Raw genomic sequence first — 22,635 nt, 5'->3', positions numbered from 1 at the left:
GCACGGGAACCAAGAGCACCGGGTCCAAGAGCACGGGCACGAAGAGTTCCGGGACGAAGAGCACCGGAACCAAGAGCACCGGCTCGAAGTCGGCGGGTTCGACGGGCTCCGGCGGTTCCACGAGCAAGGCGAGCTCGTCCAGCGGATCCGCGTGATCGCCGCGAGCGATTCGCAGGAGGAGGCGACGCGGTGATGCGCACCGGTGCTGCGCAGGCGGCAGGCGGCGTGTGGTCGGAGGTCGTCGGGCAGCCCGATGCGGTGGCGACGCTGTCCGCGGCGGCCGGCGCGGCGGCGCAGCAGGTCCGCGGGACGCAGCCGGACGCCGGTGCGATGACGCACGCTTGGCTGTTCACCGGCCCGCCCGGTTCCGGGCGGTCGGTCGCGGCCCGCGCGTTCGCGGCGGCGCTGCAGTGCGCGGAGGAGCTCGGACCGGGCTGCGGCGAGTGCTCGGCGTGCCGCACCGCGATGTCCGGGACGCACGCCGATGTGCGGGTGGTCGTCCCGGAGGGCCTGTCCATCTCCGTCGCCGAGATGCGGTCGCTGGTGCAGGCCGCGGCGCGGCGGCCCACCACCGGGCAGTGGCGCGTGGTGCTCATCGAGGACGCCGACCGGCTCACCGAGGGCGCGGCGAACGCGCTGCTCAAGGCGGTGGAGGAACCGCCACCGCGCACGGTCTTCCTGTTGTGCGCCCCGTCGGACCATCCGGAGGACGTATCGGTGACGATCCGCTCCCGGTGCCGGGTGGTGCCGCTGCGCACCCCGCTGGCCCCGGCGATCGCCACCGTGTTGCGCGACCGGGACGGCGTGGAGCCGGAGATCGCGGAGTGGGCCGCGTCGGTCTGCGGTGGGCACATCGGCCGTGCCCGGGGACTGGCCACCGATCCGCAGACGCGCGAGCGGCGCGAGTCGGTGCTGAGCGTTCCGCTGGGCGTGCACCGCTTCCAGGACGTGTTCACCGCGGCGGCCGGGCTGGTGAATTTGGCCGAGTCGGAGGCGGTGGCGGCCAATGAGGGGCGCAACGAGGCCGAACGGGAAGAGCTGAAGACCGCGATGGGCGCGGGCGGAACCGGCAAGGGGACGGCGGCGGCCACCCGCGGGGCTAATGCGGCGCTGAAGGAGCTGGAGAAGCGGCAGAAGTCGCGCACCACCCGGTCCCAGCGGGATTCGTTGGACCTGGCGCTGGTCGACCTCGCGGGGTTCTTCCGGGACGTGCTGGTGCTGCGGGCCGGTTCGGACGCTCCGCTCAACCACCCCGATTACCGGCGGTCCTCGTCGAAGGCTGCCACCGAGTGGACGTCGGAATCCGTGCTGCGTCGGCTGGAAGCCGTGCTGGCGTGCCGAACGGCGCTGGCGCGCAACGTGAAACCGATCGTGGCCGTGGAAGCGTTGACCGCGGCGCTGTTCCGCGGCTGAACCCCGGGCGGCGCGCACTCCGCCCGGGGCGGCCGATCAGTGCTGCCTGCGGTGTCGCGGAAGGGCTGCGACCAGGATGGATCCGGTGAGCAGCAGTCCGGCGCCCGCCCAGAACAGCGGAACGGTGTGGTAAGCGCTCGTCACGGCCAGCGGGCCCGCTGCGCCCGGGTAGCCGGCCGGTTGGGTGTCGGCGGGGTCGGCCCCCGCGGGTTCGGCCGGTGCGGCACCCGCGTCGCCGCCGGTCGTGGGCGCGGGATCATCGCAGCGCACGCCGCCCTGCGGGGCGCCGGCGCGGACCGCCTGCTCACCGAAGGTGAGCCGAGCCAGCGAACCGTCGAGTCCGATGGGTTCGCCGCGGAGCACGTCCAGATCGAACAGGCTGGCCTGGGCGCGTGTTTCGCCGTCCACGACGTCCTGGCGCAGTTCGCCCATGCTCATCCGCACCACGCCCAGGTTGAGCGGTGGCGGGCCGTCGTCCTGGTTGCCGCCGATCGGCAGGTCCAGCGTCGGGTTGTCCGCGTCCAGCCTGCCGATCTCCTCGCCGCCGCGCAGCACGCGCAGCACCGGGTTCTCGTACTCCACAGTGGACGTTTCCGGATCGCCGGTCGAGGTGGCGGTGAGCCGGGGACCGGCGACGACGTCCACCTGGAGCTCCTCGGGAGTGCCGGGGAACACGCGCATGCTGGACAGCTGCAGCGTCGACGTCGAGCGCAGCGCCTTGCCGGGCTGCGGGCCGGCATCCACCAGTTCCACGGTGGACCGCGCGGTGCTGTTCCCGGGCAGGTTGGCCAGGGATCCGGCACCGTCCGGCGATGTCTCCTGCCCGTCGAGGAGGCCGCCCAGCAGTTCCTCGCCCTGCGGCCCGTTCTCGCCTTCCCCCTCCGGGAGCGCGTTGACCGCGGCGGCGCCGCCGAGCGAGGTCTGCGCGTCGGAGAGTGGGGACACGCAGGGGCCGCGCTGCTCGTCCCAGCGCGCGTGCACCCGGCCGCTGGGTCCTGCCAGGTTGAGCAGCCGGTCGCCCGGGGTCTCCGGTGGTTCGAGTCCGCTCGTCTTGGGTTCGGGCCGGTCCGGCAGCGCGTTCTGCGCCAACGCACCGCTTCCGGGTGCCTCGGGTGTCTTGCCGAACAGCGAGACCCCGAACGGGGACGATTCGGCGATGGAGCGCTCATGGGCGAAGAACGCGGTCGAGTTCACCTGCGCGATGGCCCTGCCCAGGCCGAACTCCGCGACCGACTGCTTGGGCAGCTGCTCCTCGAACTCGGGGTCGTCGACGATCGTGTCCGTCGGCACGGTGCCCGGCAGGATGCGCAGGGCGCCGATCAGCGTGCCGGCATCGCCGACCACCGGGCCGGGTGCGGGCGTCGGCTGGGAAGCGGGTGGCTGCTCCGGGTCCGCCGGTCCGGGGATCGGCGTGCTGGGTGGCGAATCCTGGGCCACGGCGACCGGTGCCGCCAACCCCGCCACGGCCAGCGACACCGCGGTGCACACCGCAGCGCATCGTGCAGTTCGCATCCGTCGCCCTTCTGCCGGCAGTCAGCTCGGTGATGGATATCACCAAGTTCCCCAACGAGAGCCGGCGCACACGGTGACGGTGCGTCCCCGACGAGTTCGCCCGGTGTGGAAGGGGCCGGCCCGGCGAGGGGGTGCCCGCGAGGAGCGGACGGCGAACGGCTAGACTCGGGGAACCACGCCGCCTTAGCTCAGTCGGTCAGAGCGACGCACTCGTAATGCGTAGGTCGGGGGTTCGACTCCCCCAGGCGGCTCGGTTGGAAAAGCCCCAGATCACCCTGTGTGATCTGGGGCTTTTCGTTTCTCGGCCGCGTCGGTTCGATGCTGATCACTCCCGGATCGACTTCGTGCGTGGCCAGGCGTGCCAGAACCCGTTCGCGGAACCGTGCGGCGGACGCCTCAGCTGCTGCCCGGGCGGCCTCGGGTAGCACCGTCGAGAATGTCGGCCGTGACTGCAAGCGTCGAATGATCGAGCATCGCTTGCGTCACCTTAAGATCGTTTCCGGTCAGCAGCGACAGCGTGGCCGCGCCGTGCCGCATGTCGTGCAGCCGGGTCGGCGGCCAACATCCTGCACCGTCCGCTCGAACGCGTCGGTGAGCTAGTTCGGCGCCACCTGTTCGCCGTCTCGCGTGTGAACACATGCCCAGTGTTGTGCCACGCCGCGCCCCATTCGAGGCGTTCCGCGAGCTGCGTCTTCCGGCGTGGCTCGTCGAGCAATGCACTCACCACTCGGTGTCGTTCAGCAGCTACTCGGCACCCGCCAGGGCGGTGACGACAGCGAGCAAAGCCACGTACAACCCGAGCACGACCTTCGCCAAGAGGCGATGCCATCCAAGGGTCCCGACCAAGATCACCGTGCCGATACCTGCAAGGAATCCGTAGACCCCGATCCACAACATGACCAGGCCTTGCTCGACACCGAAACCCTCGAAACCACGCCAGGTAATCGGCAAGACGAGACACCACGCTGCGAAGCCCAGCGCGAACAACAACCAGCCGAGCACGTGGCCGACGATCAAGCCAGGCCGCACGCGGGCCCGTGATTCCGAAGTGCTCATGGACGTCCGGTACTTTCCTCTCTGCCAGCCACGACGCGGGCCATCGAATCAAGTGACTGTTGCCTGTCCCAATAGTCCGAATGGCGGCTCCAGCGATGACCAGGCCCCTTCCGCACTCCGGGAGGGGCCTGGTTTCGTCCGGTCTCAGTTCCCGTCCCGGTCGGCGAGTTCCGTGCCGAAGAAAGCGGTGCCCCGCGCGGAAGTTCCGCACGGGGCACCGCTTTCATCTGTCTCCGGTCAGCCGCGGAACCTCCGGTGGAAGCCGCGGGCGACCCATGCCCCGGTGGCCAGCAGGACCAGACCGAGCCCGCCGAGCCACAGTGCGGGCGGGCCGGTCACCGGCAGCGGCGGGTGCGGCCCCGGATGCGGCCCCGGGTCCGGATCCGGGTCCGGGTCCGGGTCCGGGTCTGGATCTGGGTCCGGGTCCGGGTCGGGACCGGGTTTCGGGTGATCGGTGTTGGTGATGCTGCAGTGCACGTCGTCCCCCACGCGGATCGGCACCTGCGCACCGGCCAGCTGGATCGGACCGTCCTGGTTGCGGCAGCTCCAGGCCGAGGGCGTGTAGCCGCCGGGGCCGCGTTCCCCGAGTTGGTACTCGCCCGGAGCCGCGATCACGTTGGTCACCTCCGGTGACCCGGTGACGCCTTCGATCCCGGGAGTGGGGCCGTGCGCGTGCAGGGTCCAGTCGGTCGGCTGCGCCTTTCCGCCGTGCTCGTTGTTCACCTGCTTGTCCAGGGTGATGGTGCCCGCGTCGCGCGGTGTGTTCACCAGGGTGCAGGTGCCTCGCTGTCCGGAGGCGATCCGCACGGTGTCCCCGCGCGTTGCGGGCTCACCTTCGACGCCGCAATCGACCGACTGCAACTCGTAGCGCGGGTCCCCGCCGGACTCGGTGATCCGGTACTCCTGGTCCGGACGCACCCAGATCACCTCGCCGTCCGGTCCGGGGCGCCCCGGAACCGTCTGCTCGGGAACCTGCGGCGGGTCGGGTTCAATCGGTGTGGCGGTGACGTTCCACGCCGACGGATCCGCCGGACCGCCCTGCACGTCCTTGATCAGCTGCAACGGGACGGCTTCGTTGATCGCCGAGCACACCACGTGCGTGCCGATCGGTACGTTCACGCCACCGTTGATCCCGTCGTTCCACACCAGCTGCTGGCTGCCGTCCCGGTTGTACGCCAGGCAGTTCATCGACCCGGTCGACAGCGGGTTGCTCTGGTAGTCGGTGCGCCCATCGACCTGCCGGTAGTTGAACAGGTTCGGGTCGCCCTGGTTGAGCTCCTCGGTGAGCTGGTAGCGGGCGCCCGGGGTGACGTCGGCGGTGGCTTCCGGGCTCCCGGTGACCCCGGAAGGTCCGGGCAGCGCGTCCGGCCCGCCGATCGCGTTGAGCGTCCACGCCGCCGGGTTCGCGGTGCCCTCGTCCACCCGCTTCGCGACGGTGAGGGTCGTCCGGCAGTCGACGTGGTTGGTTATCTGATGCCGGTTCGACCCTTCGTCGAGGGTCACCTGGGCGGACGGATCAGCGGGATCGAGCGGTCGTCCGTCGAAGTCGACGCCGGTCACGTCGCAGTCGAGTCCTTCCGGGAAGCGCGGGGACTCGGACACGTCCACTTCGTCGCCGGCCGAGTAGCCGGTCCTGGTGACCCCCCAGCCCTGCGGACTGGTCCCGCCGCCGCCCGGGTTGGTCATCCGCAGGTCCGCCTGCAGGTTCGACGGCTGCTGGCCGTCCGCGTAGGTCGCGGTGCCGTCGCCCGTGGTCACCTTCCACTCCTTGTCCACCGCCAGGTCGGCGGGGACGCGTTCCGCTGGTGCGCGGTCCACGATGGTGCAGGACAGGGCTGCGTCGTCCGGTATCGGTATGTTGAAGCCCGGCCCTTCCGGATCGTTGGTCACTTCCACCGGTTCTTCGGTGATCTGGTTCACGCACCTGGCGTTCTTACCGTCCTGCTGCACGAGTTCGTGGCCGGCCTGCTGGCGCTCGGTGATGTTCAGGTCGGCCGATGCCACGCCCTCGTCGTAGGTCATGGGGAACGTGACGGCGCCGGTCCCGTCGTCGGTGGTGGTTTGCGGGGAGTCCACCGAGGCGCCGGGCGTTTCGGTGGAGGCGTCGAAAGTCCAGCCGCCCGGGGCGTTGTGCCGGCTGCCGTCCTGCGTCTCGATCTCCTTGACCACGGAGACCGAGGGCGTGCAGTTGGCCAGCGCGAGTTCGCGCAACGCCTGTTCCACGCCCTGGAAGTTCTCCTCCTGGAAGTAGTCGGCGGTGGCGATGTTGGTCCCGTCGTACTTCTCCGGTCCGGACAGGGAGGCCAGGTTGAGCGCGGCGTTGCCCGAGGTCCCGGTGCCGACCCCGACCGCGAGCACCCGCGTGTTCTTGGCCTTGAGCGCGTTGGCCGAGAAAATCCCGGCCTCCAGTTCGCGGAACCGGGTGATGACTCCGTTGCCGCCCGGGCCTTCCGGAGTGGAGTAGCGGGTGGGCATGCCGTCGGTGATCACCACGGCGATGTCGTAGTGCTCGGTGGCCAGTGCCGGTTCGTACAACGCCCGGTCCCAGTTCGTGGCCCCGTAGGCGGAGTTGTTGGTCCAGTCCGCGTACTTCTGCTTGAACCCGGTGGCATCGGCCACGGTGGAGACCGATTCGAGCCCGGGCGAGTTCGGACCGCCGCGATCCGCCGGTGAATAGCTGGAGAAGCTGAACTTCGCCATGCTCGACGGTGTGCCCTGCAGGCTGTCCACGAAGCCGTCCGCGGCGTTCTTGAGCGCCGGTACGTCGCCATTCATCGACCCGGACAGGTCCATGATCAGCCCGACGCGCAGCCCGCAACCGGGAGGGAGTGCGGGATTCTCCCGAGACTGCTGCCACGTGCCCGACGATGCCTGCTGGTTGCTGGACCCGGAGCCGACCATGAACCCGTTCGTGCCGCTGTCGGTCGACCGGTAGGTGTTGTCGCCGTACAGCGCCGGGGTCTGGAAGCGGTACGGGGTCACGTTCGTGCCGCCGGTCTGGAAGGTGCTGTTGACGAACCACCCCGGCGGCGCGGCGATCTGGCGGACGTAGAACCGCTGCCCGCGGTTCTCCCCGCCCTGGCCCGTTCCGCTGACGGTGAAGTTGCAGTCGCCATCCGCGTCGGACACGCAGGTGGACACGGGCGTCGTGGCGGTCGCGCTGCGGTACAGCCCCAGGGTGGTGCCGGGCAGCGGTGCGGCCGACTGGTCGCCGTTGCGGTCACCGCCTGTCTGCACGGTGACCACGGAGGTGTTCGGTGACGCCGGCGGGACGGCGCGCGGATCCGACTCCGATTCTTCCCAGCGCACGTCCTGGCTCGGTTCGACGGGTTCCGGCGCTGCCCGCCCGGGATCTGCGGGCTCGGGGTCTTCCTGCGCGGGCTCGGCCGGTTCCCCCGGCTCCGCGGACGCCTGTTCGGCGGGCGGTGGCCCGTCCTCGGCCCGCGGTGCGGGCACCTCCCCGGCCGCGGGGAGCGCGATCAGCGCCGCGGCCCACACCATCGCGAACTTCGCCCATCGGCCGGGTTTTCCGCTCCGCTCCGCTGCTGTGCCGCGCCTAACCAGCATGCCACATCCCAACCTCCGTCGAACCGCCGACGGGTCTGCTGCCCGACTGCGTAGCGGGGACCGCCGGACCGCTCCCGGGTCGTGCGTTGATCGCCAACCTCTGATCGCGCAGTGTTGGGGCTGATCGACGCGGCCGCATCTCGGCAGCGCGGCCGTCTCGGCGCGTCACCGGCATTGCCGCGAGATCGGGTGACAGAAGCCGCCTGGCGCGCGGGAAGCGGCGGCGTGCGCAGGCGGAGCGCCGGACGAGGCCGCCGGTGAGGTGACGCACAGGGCGCGAACCGGGGTGCCGGTGGGTGAGCGGCCTAGGGTTGCGGGTAGCCGAACGTGGTGCAGGTGGTCGGGCCGCGCGGGCGAATCCCGGGAAAGGACGGCGATGTCCGAGGAAGTCGAGCAGTGGTACGACTGCGTGGGCTGCGACGGATCCGGCAAGGTCAAGCGCCCGCGGTTGTTCGTCTCCGGCGCCACCGGGGACCGGAGCACCGCGATGAGCTGGGGTCGCTGCCCGCACTGCCGGGAGAACCCGGGCCGTCAGCGCTATCCGGGCCGTCCCGTGTGAGGATTCAGGGCATGCCGGATGACGAGGACGGCGGAACCCGGGCGCTGCCCGCGGGGCCGAACGCGCTGTGCTTCACCTGCGGCGGGTTGCGCAAGCTCAGCGAACCGCGGCTGTACGCGGTGCAGGCCACCGAGGACCTGCAGACCGGTATGACGCTGTCCGAGTGGCGGTCCTGCCCGCAGTGCTCGGGCAAGGGGTACCTGAACGGGCTGAATCCGCCCATGTGAGCGCTCAGCGTTCGGCTCGGTCCCAGTCCAGCATCGTGTAGATGTACTCGGCGCCGAGGCCGTAGGTGCCGGCATGCTCCCGGGCGATGTCGCCCACCGCGGAGGCCGTCGCCGACCGCGCCCAGTCCCGCTGCAGTTCCAGCAGGTACTGCAGCCAGGTCAGCGGCTGCACCCCGGCTTGCACCATCCGCTGCACCGCGCGCTCGTGCGCCTCCGGGCTGACCCCGCCGCACGCGTCGGCGACGAAGTGCACGGACATCCCCTCGTCCACCGCGCACAGCGCGGGCATCGCCACGCACACCTCGGTCCACAGGCCGGCCAGCACCAGCTTCGGTTTGCCCGTGGCGCGCACGCGGTCGCGCACCCGCTCGTCCTCCCACGGGTTCATCGTGGTGCGGTCGATCCAGTCGTCCCGGTCCGGGAAAGCCTCGCGCACGCCGCGGAACAGCGGGCCGCTGAAGTGCCGCTCCATCACCGTGGTCACCACGGTGGGCACCCCGAACAGCACCGCGGTCTTGGCCAGGCCCTGCGTGGCGTTGATGACCACTTCCATCGGGTGCGAGCCCACCGCGAATCCCATCTGGCTCTCGTGGTCGACCAGCAGCAGCACGTGGTCGTCCGGGGTCAGCAGGCGTCGCGGTGCACCGGACTGGGCCATCAGGTCTCCTCTTCCACGCGAGGCGGGCGCGCTCAACGATGGCGTACCTCCCCGACCTGCGCACTGCGGTGTCCGTACCAGCCCGGCGAACGGGTGCCGAACACCGCCTGATCACTCGGACGGGTTGGGCGGCCGCGCGTCGGCCGAGTGTCGGCTGGGGCGGTCGAGGATCACCTCGGATCGCGAAACGCGTTGTGCTTATGCGGTTTTCGACATCCGATAGCGGTTTCATCCGCGGGCGGAGCCGGTTCGCATCCGCGGGGTGACGAGTCAGCCGCGTTGCCGCGACATGCGGTCCGGGCGGTGTTCGGTTCCAATGTTGTTCGGATCGATCGGTCGCGAAGAGTCCAACGTCAGCTGGTGCCGAACTCCGGATTCGGTCCCCGGCCACTGCGCGCCAAGCGCCGTGGTGTGGAGGGTGAAAACGCAATGGCACTGCACAACAAGAACGTTGCGGGTGGCTTCGTGGGGACGCTGGTGGTCGGAACCACCTGCGCCGCCGCGCTGCTGGTGGGTACCCCGGACAGCTCCGGGATGACCCCGCACCGCGTCCAGCTCGCCGCGCAGGAAGTCGCGGGCGGCCCGGAAACCGGGAGAGCTGCGCCGGATTCGGCACTGCCGACGCCGTTCGAGCAGCGCGCCGCGGACGAGCACTCCTCGGTGCCCGGCCCGGTGCTGCCCGGTTCGGCGGGCACGCCGCGGGGCCGCGGTGTCGCGCACGCGCTCCCGGTTTCCGGGAGTTCGGCGGCGGGGCCGATGTCTCCGGGCGATCCCGCGCCTCCCAGGGGGGCTGCGGTACCCGGCGGTCCGGCGATCGCCGGCGATCCGGCCGAGAGGTCCGAGCGCGGAACGGAAACCGATCTCGGCCATCCGGAAAGAGTTGAGCCGCAACAAGAGTCGTCTGGGGCGCCGCCGGCCGGCGAAGAAGCAGCACCGCCGGCCGGCGAGGCCGAGGAGCAGGAGCGGGCTGCGCCGAGCGGCGCGTGGGTGTCCCCCGCGGACGGAACGCTCAGCAGCGGGTTCGGCCCGCGCTGGGGGACGTTCCACAACGGCGTCGACATCGCCAACGAGATCGGCACCCCGGTGCGCGCCGGTTCGTCCGGCACCGTCATCAGTTCCGGCCCCGCGAGCGGTTACGGGCTCTGGGTACGCGTCGAGCACCCGGACAGCACGATCTCGGTGTACGGGCACATCGACAGCAGCGGTGTCGAAGTGGGCCAGGACGTCGGGACCGGCGAGCAGATCGCAACGATGGGCAATCGCGGCAATTCCACCGGACCGCACCTGCATTACCAGATCGAGGTCGGCGGCGAGCCGGTCGATCCGGAGCAGTTCTACGCCGACCGCGGGGCGCGGTTGCTGGGCTGACCGGCTCGGCCGGCTCCGCGTTCCGGCTCACACCGTTCCGGCGCTCACCCTCAGCGATCTTTTTCTGCATCGTTGATGCGTCCGAGTGACAACAAAGGGTGTTGCGGGACCCGGTTCCCCCTTGCGCTGAGTGCGCTGTCACAGTGACAGCCCCCGGATACCTCGATGGGTAGCGATCGCATCCGGCTTCGTGCCACTGGCTGCTATCACTGCCGGAAAATGATCATTCGTCGACCGACCAAGGCTCCGGCCTGCGGTGATCACGCGGTGCACGCGCCGTGGGACGATCGGCAGATCCGACAGTCACCCCCCTGGCCGATTGTCGTGGTGCTCCGGGAGCTACTTCGATCGTGATGACGCCGGAAGGATCGATGTGATGGAGCGGTTGAGTACGACGGGGATCGTCGGGAGCGGGGTACTCAGCGACGACACCAACCCGCGGGACTGGGAGCGGCGTATCGCAGAGCGGTCGGAGCAGCTCTACCGGTTGAAGCTGCTGCGCAAACTGCTGGTCGTGTGGCTGTTCCCGGGCAATCTGCTGTTGGCCGCCGCCGTGGTGGTGGGGCCGGTCTTATGGCGGTCCGGCCTGCTGGCCGCGGTCCTCGCCGGAGCGCTGGTGGCCTCGGTCGCGATCTCCGGGCGGTTGCTCTACCGGGAGCACCTCGCCGTGCGCGGCGCCGAATCGGAGCTGCGCGCGCTGGAGTGCGCCAATCGGGAGGAGCTGCTCGACGAGCTGGGTTCGGGTGATCTGCTCGGGGCTCAGCGGTACTACCGGGCGCAGCTCCCGGACATCATCGAGCGCCACCGGTCGGAGGCCCGCCGCGATCGCTGGAAGGAGAACATCCTGCAGGTGGCGATCATCGGTGGTTCGATCATCGCCGCGACCGTGACCGCCGTGGCCATGTCCATAGTGGAGTTCGGCTGGGCGGCTGTCGGAATCAGCCTGCTGGTGGCGGTTTCCGCGGCGTTCTCCGGATACGCCAAGTACCGGGAACGCGCGCTCGGCTGGCAGCAGGCGGCGGACGCGTTGGAGCGCGAGTACCAGTCGGTGGAACTGCGCGCCGGGCGGTACCGCCGGTTCGACAACGACGACGAGGCGTACGCGGAGTTCGCGGACACGGTCGAGGCCCTGCGCAACGAGCAGGTGCAACGGCTGCGGTCCACGGTCTCGGGGGCCATCGGGCAGTGAACGCCCCACCCGGTGAGGTGGAGGTGACCGGCGCCGACCGCGGAACGAGTTCCGCGGTCGGCGCCGTTGCACGTCCGGGCCGCCGGCACTCGCGGAGTCCTCATCGCGTTCTGTGAATCATCGGCGGCCGTTCGCAGTTTTCTCACCCGGTGGGGTGGCCATTTCGGCGAGGCCGATGACCGGTTGCGCACATATCCCACGTATGTGATCGCTGAAAAGTGAAAGTTCATTGTTCCGTAATCTCCGGCCTGCACAGGACCCCTCCCTGTGCGGGAAAGGAGCACTGCGATGAAGCGCACTCTGACCACGGCAGCCGCGATGCTGGTCGGCGGGGCCGGCGCAGCCGGGTTCGCCGCTCCGGCCGGCGCGGCCGGAGCACCGGAACTCCCGGCGGAACTGCCCACGGACAACAACGCGGCCCAAACCGCCTACCACGCCGCAGGAACGCTGGAATCCGCCAAGCGCAGCGTCGGCGAGGTCGTGCCGCTGGAGCAGCTGGCCGGCCGCAGTGGTGGCCAGGACCCGGCGGCGGACCTGCTCAGCGGAAGCGGCCAGCCGCTGGACGCGCTGGAGCCGGTCGGCGAGGTGCTGCAGGGCGCGGGGCAGTCCGGTGCCCGGTCCGGCGACCCGACCGGGGACCTGCTGGCCGGTGGCCTCGGCGGGGCTCTGGACGGCACCCAGCTGGACGGCGCGCAGGCGACCACGCCGCAGACCAAGCCCGCCAACCCGGAGCCGGTGGGCTCGCACGGCCAGGCCGGGGGTGAGCTCACCGGCACGCTGCACGACGCGGTGGACGGCCTCGTCGGCTCGGTCGCCGGACAGGCCCCGGCGGAGCAGATCCCGGCGGCGGCGCAGGGTGCTGCGGACGAGCAGGGCGCTGCGGACACCGGTGCGCGCACGACGACCCCGCTGCGCGAGGTGACCGAACCGGGCGAGGCCGTCGACCAGCTGGCCGGCGAGCTGCCGATCGGCGAGGCCACCCCTGCCGTGTCCGGGCTGACCGAGCAGGTCGGTGATGTGGTGGCGCACGGTCCGCTCGGCGGTGAGACCCAGCTCGGCGGCTGATCCGCGACCCCCGCCCGTCGCCGTGGCGCCGGCGGTGGTCCGCCGACAGGACTCCGCACGGCGGTGACCGACATCGCGAGTCGAGGAAGTCCCGGTGCGGAGCTGGCGCCATCGACCACGACCTGCCGCGGGCAAACGCCCCGGAGAACCGCGGCACACACACCTGCGGCGCCCCTGCCTCTCGGTGGGGGCGCCGCGCTCGTTCGCGGGTGAACGCCGGACACGACGTTGTCCACCGAGTTGTCCACAGGCCGGCAAGTTGTCCACAGGACTGTGCACAACTTGAGGCAGGCCCGTCCGGAAACGCAGAAAGGGGCACCGCCGAACGGCAGTGCCCCTCTGAAGATCAGGCGACCTCTGAAGATCAGGCGACCGCCGAAGTCACGGCCGTCCCGTGGCCGGGAACCGGCTCAGTGCCCTTCCTTCTTGGCGCGCTCGTAGGAGATCTTGATCTCCTCTTCGGCCTCGGCGCGGCCGACCCAGGTAGCGCCTTCCACGCTCTTGCCCGGCTCCAGATCCTTGTACACCTCGAAGAAGTGCTGGATCTCCAGGCGGTAGAACTCGGAGAGGTGGTGGATGTCGCGCAGGTGCTCCTGGCGGGGGTCGTCGGAGGGCACGCAGATGAGCTTGTCATCGCCGCCCTTCTCGTCGCGCATCCGGAACATGCCCACTGCGCGCGCGGTGATCAGGCAGCCGGGGAAGGTCGGCTCCTGGACCAGCACCAGCGCGTCCAACGGGTCGCCGTCCTCGCCGAGCGTGTCCTCGACGAACCCGTAGTCGGCCGGGTACTGGGTGGCGGTGAACAGCGTCCGGTCCAGACGGATGCGTCCCGTCTTGTGGTCCACCTCGTACTTGTTTCGGCTCCCCTTGGGGATCTCGATCATGACGTCGAAGTCCACTCGATTCCTCGCCAATCGTGCGTCGTCGTGCAGCCGCGCGCTCACGCGCTTCACCACGTCTAGTGTGGACCACGATGTCCCGCCGGGCCCCACCGCAGTGTGAGAGCTCGCAATCTGGCAGGCTGGCGATCACGTCGAGGAGGAGTACGTGCCCGAACCCCACAGCCCCCGGGGTGAGGTGTCCGAAACCGACGTCCGCCCGCCTGCATCGGATGGTGAAACCCCCGCCCCACCTGCGTCGGAATCGGAATCGGATCGGGCGCAGTCGGGCCAGGACGAGTCGGACCAGGTCGCGGACACGGCCCCGGCCGGGAGCGAGCCGCTTGGGAACGCCGAGAGCATCCCGGGCGAACCCGGGGAACCGGACGCCCAGCGGAAACCGGGCACCGCGGATCACGCGGACGATGCGCCCGAAGCAGACGTGATCGAGCCCGCCGCCGCGGACGCGGGTGCCTCGGGTGCCGCCGCCGAGGGCGGTGCCGATACCGCGGAGACCGAGACCGGGCAGGTCGCTGAGGACGCCTCGGGCGCCGGGAGCGCTGCCGACGTGCGCGCCTCCGAGGCCGGCACCGCGCCCGACGACCCTGCCGGTTCGGATGATGCTGCCGGTTCGGATGGCGCCGTCGAGGCGGATAGTGCCGCCGAGGTGAACGAGGCACCGGCCGCCGGCGGCTCGCGGGCTACCGAGGTGAGCGTGTCCGGCGTGCTCACCACCGATCGGCCCGACGTGCCCGATGAGCACGACTCCGGCACCGAGCGGGACTCCGACGTCGAAGACGACTCCGGCACCGAGCAGGATTCCGGTGGGGATGCGGCGCCCGGTGATCAGGCGGACACCGGCGAAACGGCCGTCGAGCCGGGTGGCTCCGGCGCCAAGCCGATGATCGACCGGCGCAGCGGATCGCTGGTGGAGCCCGATCCTGCCGCGGACGAGGCCTCGGCGAATGCGGACACCGGCCCCGACGGGCGGGCTACCGATGCGTTCGCCACGCGTTCGGCGCCCCCGGAGCAGGACCGCTCGGCCGAGCGGTCCCCGTCCGCCGAACCGGACGGGCCGCAGGACGACCCGGCATCCGAGGACCCGGCATCCGAGGGCACGGCATCCGCGGACCCGGCATCCGCGGAATCGGCATCCGAGGACGTCGCCGACCAGCCGGAACCGGCGGTCGCCGCGGACGCCGATGCCGAGACGACAGCCGGTGCGCAGGACACCGCCGCCGAGCCGGATGCCGCAGCACCGGGCATTGCCGAGCAGGACGTGACTGCCGAGCAGGACGCGGCGGAGTCGGGTGTCGCAGAACCGGACAACGCAGAGCCCGCCGAGCGGGCCGGGATCACTGCGGCGACCGGGGCCTTCCCGTCCGCGGTCGGTTCGACGGACTCCGCGGCGGACCGGTCCGCCGTCGCGACCGGGCCGGAGCCCGACGACGCCGCGGGACCCGACGACGCAGCAGGACCCGACGACCCAGCAGGACCGACGGACGGCGCGCCGGACGCAGCGGAACAGGACGGCGGCGACCCCGGAACCGATCCTGCTCCCGCAGCGGCTGAGGACGACGCGCCGGACCCGGACGTGCCGGGCGGTAGCGGTCCGCAGGAGGACGAACAGCCCGAGCCCTCGACTCCGGTCTCCGCGGCGAATCCGCCCGAGCCGGAATCCGCCGGTATCGAGCACACCCAGCAGTTCAGCCGCATCGCGCCGCCGGAGGCCGCGGCGGAGCGGACCCAGCAGTTGCGCCCGGTCGGCGACACCGGACCGGTGCCGCGCGTGGCGCCGCCGGAATCCGCCGCGGAGCAGACCGGCCGGATCGACATCGGCAGCGGGATCCACGACGGCAGCGGGATCCACGAGGGCAGCGGGATCCACGAAGGCAGCGGGGCCCGTGAGACGGGCACCGGTCCGGCGACCGAGCACATCCCGGTGGTGGTGCCGGGTGCCGCCGAGCAGACCCAGCAGTTCGCCCGGCCGGACTTCGACGAACCCCGAGAGGCGCGCCCGGAGGATTTCCTCGGCGTGTCCGGAGCCGCTGCGCAGCGAGAACGGCCCGGTGCGGAAGGCGGTGGCGAGCGGCCCCCGCCCCCGCCGGAAGCGGACCGGTTCGGCGCACCCCCGCCGCGGAAGCGCCGCCGCGGACCGTTCATCGCAGTGGCCGCTGCGGTCGTGGTGCTGCTCGGCGTCGGGGTGGCGACCGGTCCGAAGATCGCCGAGCTGGCGTCCGGTGTCCAGGACCCGCCGCCTCCGGTGCACCTCGATCCGCAGATCCGCCCGCTGGACGACGCCGCGCCGCTGCCCACCGAGTCCGGGGTGGCGCAGCAGCTGGCCGGGGCGTTGGACAACCCCGCGGTCGGCGAGCTCAGCGGCACCGTGCTCGACGCGCAGAGCGGGCAGGTCGTCTGGCAGCAGCAGGGCGACCGGCCGCTGATCCCGGCGTCCAACGGCAAGCTGCTCACCGTCAGTGCGGCCCTCCTCGCGCTGGAGCCCGATCAGCGGTTCAGCACGAAGGTCGTGCGCGGTAGCGCCCCGGGGAGCGTGGTGCTCGTCGGTGGCGGCGACCCCACGCTGTCCGCGCTGCCCGCGGGGCAGGAGTCGGTCTACCCGGGCGCGGCCCGGCTGGACGACCTGGTGGAGCAGGTCAACGCCGCGACCGGCGGCGGGATCCGTTCGGTGCAGGTGGACACCTCGCGCTACGCCGGTCCGAAAACCGCGCCGGGCTGGCTCCCGGAGGACGTCACCGGCGGGTACGTCGCCCCGATGGATCCGGTGATGCTGGACGGCGACCGGGAGGAGCCGGCCGAGGACACCAGCCCCCGCTCCGAACAGCCCGCGCTCGGCGCCGCGCAGCAGCTGGCCGGCGGGCTCGGCACCGCCGAGGTCACCGAGGGGCAGGCCCCGCCGGGCGCGGAGGTGCTCGGCGAGGTGCGCTCGCCGACGGTGCGCGAACTGACCGAGACGGTGCTGCAGCACTCGGACAACGTGCTGGCCGAGGCGCTGGGCCGCGAGGTCGCCATCGCCACCGGCAACGAACCGTCCTTCGCGGGATCCGCCCGGGCGGTCCGCGAGGTGCTGCAGCGCAACGGGTTCGAGCTCGGGCCGACGCAGATGGTCGACGGCAGCGGGTTGTCCCTGGACGACCGCGCGAGTTCCACGGCGCTGGCGGGGTTGCTCGCGACCGCGACCGAACCGCCCGGTCCCGGAGGGCTCGCACCGCAGGCGGCGAAGCTGCGCGATCTGCTGCCGGGACTGCCCGTGGCGGGCGGTAGCGGGAGCTTGTCCACCCGGTTCCAGGACGGCAGTGGCCGCGGCTGGGTCCGCGCCAAGACCGGCACCCTGGACGGCGCCAACAGCCTGGCCGGCACCGCGGTCACCCGGGACGGGCGGCTGCTGGTGTTCACCCTGCTGTCGAACGGGACGAGCTCCACCGAGGCGCGGCCCGCGCTGGATCGGATCGCCGACCAGCTCAGCGCCTGCGGCTGCCGGTGAGCGGCACCCGGACGAGAGGTACCTGGGAACGGCGCCGCGCGGGTACCGTCGAAGACGTGCAAGCTCGATCGACTGCCGTGTTGCCGCCACCGGAACGCGCCGGAAGCGGCGCGGACGGGCCCAGCGCGCTGGACTGGAAGACCGCGGTCGCCACCGCGAACCGGCTGCTGCGCCCGGGTCCGGAGGTGGACCGCGTGCACGCCGAGGAGGCGGTGCGCGCGCTGCGCCGGTTCTCGGTGGACGCGGAGACCCATGTCCGGGAGCTGACCGGGATGGGCCTGGACCTGCCCGTTCTGGAGGGGTCCGTCGTGGACCGGCCGACCTGGGTGCGGGCGGCCGCCGACGGGTTGTCCCAGCTCACCGATGCTGCGTTGGCCGAGGATCCGGCGACGCAGTCGAGCGACCTGCTCGCCGGGCTCAACGCCCGCGGCGCCGGGTTGCAGGCCGGTGTCGTGCTGGCCTACCTGGGCGGCAAGGTGCTCGGCCAGTTCGATCCGTTCGGTGATTCGGGGGTGCCCGGCCAGCGCGGGCGGTTGCTGCTCGTGGCGCCGAACATCGTGGCCGCGCAGCAGGCCCTCGGCGTTCCGCCGGACGACTTCCGGATGTGGGTGTGCCTGCACGAATCCACGCACCGGTTGCAGTTCAACGCCGTGCCGTGGCTGCGCGAGCACTTCACCGCCAGCCTCGGTGCTCTGCTGACCGCGATGGAGGGCACGACCGGTGAGGTGCTGAGCCGGCTGCCCGCCGCGGTGCGCGAGGCGCGTGCGGACAACCCCGCCCGGGAGACCAGCCCCGGCGTGCTGGGGCTCGTCGAGCTGCTGCAGAGCCCGGACCAGCGGGACGCGCTGGACCGCATCCTGGCCGTGTCCACGCTGCTGGAGGGGCACGCCGACCACGTGATGGACGCGGTGGGGCCGCAGGTGGTGCCCACCGTGGCGACCATCCGGCAGCGGTTCACCGAGCGCCGCAAGGGCGGCGGCCTGCTGGACCGGATCCTGCGCAGCCTGCTCGGCGTGGACGCCAAGATCAAGCAGTACGCGCAGGGCGCGGCGTTCACCCGCTACGTGGTGGACCGGGTGGGCATGGACGGCTTCAACGCGGTGTGGAACTCGCCGCAGGAGCTGCCGACCCGCGCGGAGCTGGTCGACCCGCCGGCCTGGGTCCGCCGCGTGCACGGCTGACGACGCGCCCGGCCGTCGTTCGCGGGGGCACCCCGCACCCCGGGACGTTCGCGGGGGCACCCCCGGCACCCCGCACCCCGGGATGTGTGCGGGGGCACCCCGCACCCCGGGCATCCGCCGACCGGCCAGAATGTATGCGTGCCCCCTCCTCCCGCCCTGACCGCCACCCGCGGCGCCGTGCGGCGGTTGCTGGGCTCGGTGATCACCGGTGATGCGGTCGCGGTGGCCTGTTCGGGCGGTCCGGATTCGCTGGCGCTGGCCGCGGCGGCCGCGCACGTCGGGTTGCGGCGCGGTCTGCAGGTGCACGGGCTGGTCGTGGACCACGGGCTGCAGGCGCAATCCGCCGAGGTCGCCCAGCGCACCGCGGAGCAGCTGTCCGGGCTCGGCCTCCGATCGCAAGTGCTCCCGGTGCAGGTGAGCGGGCCGGGCGGGCCGGAAGCGGCTGCCCGCCGGGCTCGTTACGCGGCGCTGGGCTCGGCCCGGCCCGCCGGGGCGCCGGTCCTGCTCGGGCACACGCTCGACGACCAGGCGGAGACCGTGCTGCTCGGGCTCGGCCGCGGGTCCGGGGCGCGCTCGCTGCGCGGGATGGCCGAATCCGACCCGCCGTGGGTGCGGCCGTTCCTCGGGGTCCGCCGGGAGACGACCGAGCAGGCGTGCCGGGAGCTCGGCCTGCCCCCGTGGCACGATCCGCACAACGTTGACCCGACGTTCACCCGTGTGCGGTTGCGCACAGAGGTGCTCCCGCTGCTGGAGGACGTGCTCGGCGGCGGCGCGGGCGCGTCGTTGGCCCGCACGGCCGATCAGCTGCGCGAGGACTCGGCCGTGCTGGACGGGTTCGCCGCGGAGGTGCGTGAGCGCGTCGAGGCTGCTGGTGGGCTGGACGCCGCCGCGCTGGCGGAGGCGCCGGCGGCGATCCGCAGGCGGGTGCTGCGCTCCTGGCTGCTCGACCGCGGGGTGCCGGAGCTCAGCGATGCGCACCTGCGCGCGGCCGACGATCTCGTGGGTTCTTGGCGGGGCCAGGGGGGTCGGGCGTTGCCGGGCGACTTTGTGCTCCGCCGGGAGCATGGGACGCTTCTGGTGGAAGCGGCGGGCCGCAAGCCGCCGAATGGCTGACGCGGCGCAGGTGGCCGGTGCAGCAGCGGGCGCCGGCGCGATCCGCTTCCAGACCGGCGCCGCTCGCGGTGGCGGTGCTCCACCGGGCGGTGGGGAGTCGCCGGCGCGTCCGCGCAGTTCCAAGGTTCGTTTCGAGTCCGGAAAGAGGGGGAGCGGGGCCGTGTACGACGGCGACATTGCCTCCGTGCTCATCACCGAGCAGCAGATCAACGACAAGGTCGTCGAACTGGCGAAACAGGTCGACGAGGATTACCGGAACGTCAGCGGCGATCTGCTCCTGGTGGGTGTGCTGAAGGGGGCGGTGATGTTCATGACGGACTTCGCCCGAGCCCTCCCGCAGCCTGCCCAGCTGGAGTTCATGGCCGTGAGCTCGTACGGCTCGACCACGTCCTCGTCCGGGGTGGTGCGCATCCTCAAGGACCTGGACCGGGACATCGCCGGGCGGCACGTGCTGATCCTGGAAGACATCATCGACTCGGGGCTGACGCTGTCCTGGCTGCTCAAGAACCTGGAGGCGCGCAACCCGGCTTCGCTGGAGGTGTGCACCTTGCTGCGCAAGCCGGACGCGGTGCAGGTGGACGTGCCGGTCGGTTACGTGGGCTTCGACATCCCGAACGAGTTCGTCGTGGGGTACGGCCTCGACTACGCGGAGCGCTACCGCGACCTGCCGCACATCGGTTCGCTGGACCCGAAGGTCTACACCTCCGGCGTGTGATCGTCGGCCGGGCGCGGGTGCTGTCCACCGCGTCCGGTTTCGGCCCTCGGCAGCCACACCCCACCCGGGCGGAGTACGCTCGAACTCCTGCGCGCTGCTCGGCGTGGTCGCACCCGTACGTCGGCCGGTAGGCTGGTCCGGAGGGGTTGACGGTGCGGATGACGTGTGCTTGCCGAGCAGCCGTTGCCCGAAATGACTGTCAGGGAGGGTCGAGGCCGCCCGCCGGCCGCAAGTGAATGGACCGAAAGCGCCTGCTCCGCCATCCGCTGCTGTGGATTCTCGTCGCTGTCCTGGTGTTCTTCGGGATCAGCACGCTGCTGGACGACACCCGCTCCTATCGCGAGATCTCGACCTCGGACGCCGTGGCCCAGATCTCCGAGGGCAAGGTCGCCGAAGCGACGATCGAGGACAAGGAGCAGCGCGTCCGCCTGACCCTGAAGGAAGGGCAGACCTTCGCCGACAGCGATCAGCTGATGGCGTACTACCCGGCCGGTGCGACCGGGCAGATCGTCGACGAGATCCGCGGTAACCAGATCCCCGAGTGGAACACCAAGGTCACCCAGGACTCGCTGCTGGTCACGATGCTGATCTACATGCTTCCGGTCCTGCTCATCGTCCTGCTGTTGATGTGGATGATGAACAACGCCCAGGGCGGCGGAAACCGGATCATGAACTTCGGCAAGTCCAAGGCCAAACAGCTGACCAAGGACATGCCCAAGACGCTGTTCAGCGACGTCGCCGGCGCGGACGAAGCCACCGAAGAGCTGCACGAGATCAAGGACTTCCTGGCGCAGCCGGGCCACTACCAGGCGCTCGGCGCCAAGATCCCGAAGGGCGTACTGCTGTACGGCCCGCCGGGTACCGGGAAGACCCTGCTGGCCAGGGCGGTCGCCGGTGAAGCGGGCGTGCCGTTCTACTCGATCTCCGGTTCGGACTTCGTCGAGATGTTCGTCGGCGTCGGCGCCTCCCGGGTGCGCGACCTGTTCGAACAGGCCAAGCAGAACGCGCCGTGCATCATCTTCGTCGACGAGATCGACGCGGTCGGCCGCCAGCGCGGCGCCGGCCTCGGCGGCGGGCACGACGAGCGCGAGCAGACGCTGAACCAGCTGCTGGTCGAGATGGACGGGTTCGACTCGCGCGGCGGGATCATCCTCATCGCCGCGACCAACCGCCCGGACATCCTGGACCCGGCGCTGCTGCGCCCCGGCCGGTTCGACCGGCAGATCCCCGTCGCGGCACCGGACATGCGCGGTCGGCGGGCGATCCTGAACGTGCACGCCAAGGGCAAGCCGATGGCCGAGGACGCCGATATGGACGGCCTGGCCAAGCGCACGGTCGGCTTCTCCGGTGCCGACCTGGAGAACGTCGTCAACGAGGCGGCGCTGCTCACCGCGCGCGAGGGCGGCCAGCTGATCACCGCACCCGCGCTGGAGGAGGCGGTGGACCGGGTGATCGGCGGTCCGCAGCGCAAGAGCAAGATCATCTCGGAGCGGGACAAGAAGATCACCGCCTACCACGAGGGCGGGCACGCGCTGGCCGCCTGGGCGATGTCCGACCTGGACCCCGTCTACAAGCTCACGATCCTGCCGCGCGGCCGCACCGGCGGGCATGCCCTCGTCGTCCCCGAGGACGACAAGGACATGATGACCCGCTCGGAGATGATCGCCCGGTTGGTGTTCGCGCTCGGCGGGCGCTCGGCGGAGGAGCTCGTCTTCCACGAGCCGACCACCGGTGCCTCCAGTGACATCGAGCAGGCCACCAAGATCGCGCGCGCCATGGTGACCGAGTACGGCATGACCGCCAAGCTCGGCGCGGTGAAGTACGGCAAGGAGGAAGGCGATCCGTTCGTCGGCCGCACCGCCGGACAGCAGCCCAACTACTCGCTGGAAGTCGCGCACGAGATCGACGAGGAGGTGCGCAGGCTCATCGAGGCGGCGCACACCGAGGCGTGGGAGATCCTGAACACCTACCGCGATGTGCTCGACGACCTGGTACTGGAGCTGGTCGACAAGGAGACGCTGAACCGGGCGGACCTGGAACGGGTCTTCTCCGCTGTGGAGAAGCGCCCGCGGATCACCACGTTCAACGACTTCAGCGGGCGCACGCCGTCGGAGAAGCCGCCGATCAAGACGCCGGGCGAACTCGCCAAGGAACGCGGGGAGCCGTGGCCGCCGGTCGAGGAGGAGCCCACGCCGCCGCCGTCCGAGGTCGACGAGTCGGCCGCCGGTGACGAGCCGGAGGACACCGCCCAGAACCGCCCGGCGGACGGGGCGACCACCCCGGCCGGAGCCGGTGCACCGGGGAACTTCCAGAACGGGCGGGGTGAGCGCGGCCAGTCCGGTTCCGGGGCGCCGTCCGCGGTCCCGCCGAACTACGGGGCGCCGCCCGGCTGGACGCCGGCGACCTCGCCGTCGGGGTCCCACTACTCTGGTGGCAGCCAGTACAACAGCAATTGGGTCCCTTCCTGGGAGCGCGGGCAGCAGTCGCCGTCCGAGCAGGGCGAGCCGAACGGCACGACCCAGGGCCAGGACGGGACGCAGCCCGAGGCCCCGCCGAACAACTCGGAGGCGGGTCCGGGCCGGGACAACGGCGATGGCGGCGGCACCGGACGGTGACCGGCGGGTCACCGGTC

17 protein-coding genes and 1 tRNA gene are annotated in these 22,635 nt (G+C 71.5%); 12 read left to right on the top strand and 6 right to left on the bottom strand.

Features of this window, described 5'->3' with window-relative positions:
- Positions 1-192: 192 nt before the first annotated feature.
- The gene (locus IQ251_RS06835; RefSeq protein WP_193927589.1) at positions 193-1,413 is read left to right on the top strand and encodes a DNA polymerase III subunit delta'; all 1,221 of its coding nucleotides are present in this window, start codon (positions 193-195) and stop codon (positions 1,411-1,413) included.
- Positions 1,414-1,449: 36 nt separating this feature from the next.
- Here IQ251_RS06835 and IQ251_RS06830 read toward each other — a convergent pair whose 3' ends face one another.
- Positions 1,450-2,925 carry a hypothetical protein gene (locus tag IQ251_RS06830; protein ID WP_193927588.1) on the bottom strand — a complete coding sequence of 492 codons (1,476 nt, stop codon included), beginning with the start codon at positions 2,923-2,925 and terminating at the stop codon, positions 1,450-1,452.
- A 177-nt stretch (positions 2,926-3,102) separates the two neighbouring features.
- On the opposite strand from IQ251_RS06830, the gene IQ251_RS06825 reads away from it, so the two are divergent.
- Positions 3,103-3,176 (top strand) — tRNA-Thr (locus IQ251_RS06825).
- A gap of 145 nt (positions 3,177-3,321) precedes the next feature.
- On the opposite strand, the gene IQ251_RS06820 is transcribed toward IQ251_RS06825, so the two are convergent.
- From IQ251_RS06820 to IQ251_RS06810, 3 genes are all read right to left on the bottom strand, one after another.
- On the bottom strand, positions 3,322-3,462 hold the full coding sequence (locus IQ251_RS06820; RefSeq protein WP_193927587.1) for a site-specific integrase: 141 nt from the start codon (positions 3,460-3,462) through the stop codon (positions 3,322-3,324).
- Between the two features lie 207 nt (positions 3,463-3,669).
- The gene (locus IQ251_RS06815) at positions 3,670-3,981 is read right to left on the bottom strand and encodes a hypothetical protein (RefSeq protein ID WP_193927586.1); all 312 of its coding nucleotides are present in this window, start codon (positions 3,979-3,981) and stop codon (positions 3,670-3,672) included.
- Between the two features lie 237 nt (positions 3,982-4,218).
- Positions 4,219-7,548, bottom strand: a complete 3,330-nt coding sequence (locus IQ251_RS06810; RefSeq protein WP_228046204.1) for a hypothetical protein — start codon at positions 7,546-7,548, stop codon at positions 4,219-4,221.
- A 376-nt stretch (positions 7,549-7,924) separates the two neighbouring features.
- Between IQ251_RS06810 and IQ251_RS06805 the strand changes: the two genes are divergently transcribed.
- Positions 7,925-8,107: a hypothetical protein gene (locus tag IQ251_RS06805; RefSeq protein WP_193927585.1), complete on the top strand. Its 183-nt coding sequence runs from the start codon at positions 7,925-7,927 to the stop codon at positions 8,105-8,107.
- Positions 8,108-8,118: 11 nt separating this feature from the next.
- Complete coding sequence (locus IQ251_RS06800; protein ID WP_193927584.1) at positions 8,119-8,334, top strand: hypothetical protein; 216 nt, start codon at positions 8,119-8,121, stop codon at positions 8,332-8,334.
- A 4-nt stretch (positions 8,335-8,338) separates the two neighbouring features.
- Here the strand turns inward: IQ251_RS06800 and IQ251_RS06795 are convergent, their stop codons facing one another.
- Positions 8,339-8,992, bottom strand: a complete 654-nt coding sequence (locus tag IQ251_RS06795) for a hydrolase (protein WP_193927583.1) — start codon at positions 8,990-8,992, stop codon at positions 8,339-8,341.
- 429 nt (positions 8,993-9,421) lie between these two features.
- Between IQ251_RS06795 and IQ251_RS06790 the strand changes: the two genes are divergently transcribed.
- The 3 genes from IQ251_RS06790 to IQ251_RS06780 all read left to right on the top strand — a co-directional run bounded on the left by IQ251_RS06790 (position 9,422) and on the right by IQ251_RS06780 (position 12,614).
- A complete protein-coding gene (locus tag IQ251_RS06790; protein WP_228046203.1) occupies positions 9,422-10,360 on the top strand; it encodes a M23 family metallopeptidase in 939 nt (312 codons plus the stop codon).
- Between the two features lie 376 nt (positions 10,361-10,736).
- Positions 10,737-11,549 (top strand): DUF4231 domain-containing protein, encoded by an 813-nt coding sequence (locus tag IQ251_RS06785; protein WP_193927582.1) that lies wholly within the window; start codon positions 10,737-10,739, stop codon positions 11,547-11,549.
- A gap of 288 nt (positions 11,550-11,837) precedes the next feature.
- Entirely contained in the window at positions 11,838-12,614 is a 777-nt protein-coding gene (locus IQ251_RS06780) for a hypothetical protein (RefSeq protein WP_193927581.1), read from the top strand.
- A 410-nt stretch (positions 12,615-13,024) separates the two neighbouring features.
- Here the strand turns inward: IQ251_RS06780 and IQ251_RS06775 are convergent, their stop codons facing one another.
- Positions 13,025-13,513: an inorganic diphosphatase gene (locus IQ251_RS06775; protein ID WP_193927633.1), complete on the bottom strand. Its 489-nt coding sequence runs from the start codon at positions 13,511-13,513 to the stop codon at positions 13,025-13,027.
- 421 nt (positions 13,514-13,934) lie between these two features.
- Between IQ251_RS06775 and dacB the strand changes: the two genes are divergently transcribed.
- From dacB to ftsH, 5 genes are all read left to right on the top strand, one after another.
- Positions 13,935-16,994, top strand: a complete 3,060-nt coding sequence (dacB, locus tag IQ251_RS06770; protein ID WP_193927580.1) for a D-alanyl-D-alanine carboxypeptidase/D-alanyl-D-alanine endopeptidase — start codon at positions 13,935-13,937, stop codon at positions 16,992-16,994.
- A 56-nt stretch (positions 16,995-17,050) separates the two neighbouring features.
- Positions 17,051-18,175: an Rv3626c family coenzyme F420 biosynthesis-associated protein gene (locus tag IQ251_RS06765; protein WP_193927579.1), complete on the top strand. Its 1,125-nt coding sequence runs from the start codon at positions 17,051-17,053 to the stop codon at positions 18,173-18,175.
- Positions 18,176-18,313: 138 nt separating this feature from the next.
- Positions 18,314-19,288: a tRNA lysidine(34) synthetase TilS gene (gene tilS, locus IQ251_RS06760; RefSeq protein WP_193927578.1), complete on the top strand. Its 975-nt coding sequence runs from the start codon at positions 18,314-18,316 to the stop codon at positions 19,286-19,288.
- A 160-nt stretch (positions 19,289-19,448) separates the two neighbouring features.
- On the top strand, positions 19,449-20,003 hold the full coding sequence (gene hpt / locus IQ251_RS06755) for a hypoxanthine phosphoribosyltransferase (RefSeq protein ID WP_193927577.1): 555 nt from the start codon (positions 19,449-19,451) through the stop codon (positions 20,001-20,003).
- 236 nt (positions 20,004-20,239) lie between these two features.
- Positions 20,240-22,618, top strand: a complete 2,379-nt coding sequence (gene ftsH / locus IQ251_RS06750) for an ATP-dependent zinc metalloprotease FtsH (RefSeq protein WP_193927576.1) — start codon at positions 20,240-20,242, stop codon at positions 22,616-22,618.
- Positions 22,619-22,635: the final 17 nt, after the last annotated feature.

This window comes from Saccharopolyspora montiporae (genome assembly GCF_015209505.1).
In the GTDB taxonomy this organism is placed as follows: Bacteria; Actinomycetota; Actinomycetes; order Mycobacteriales; family Pseudonocardiaceae; genus Saccharopolyspora; species Saccharopolyspora montiporae.
This window is presented reverse-complemented; position numbering and strand designations above follow the sequence as displayed.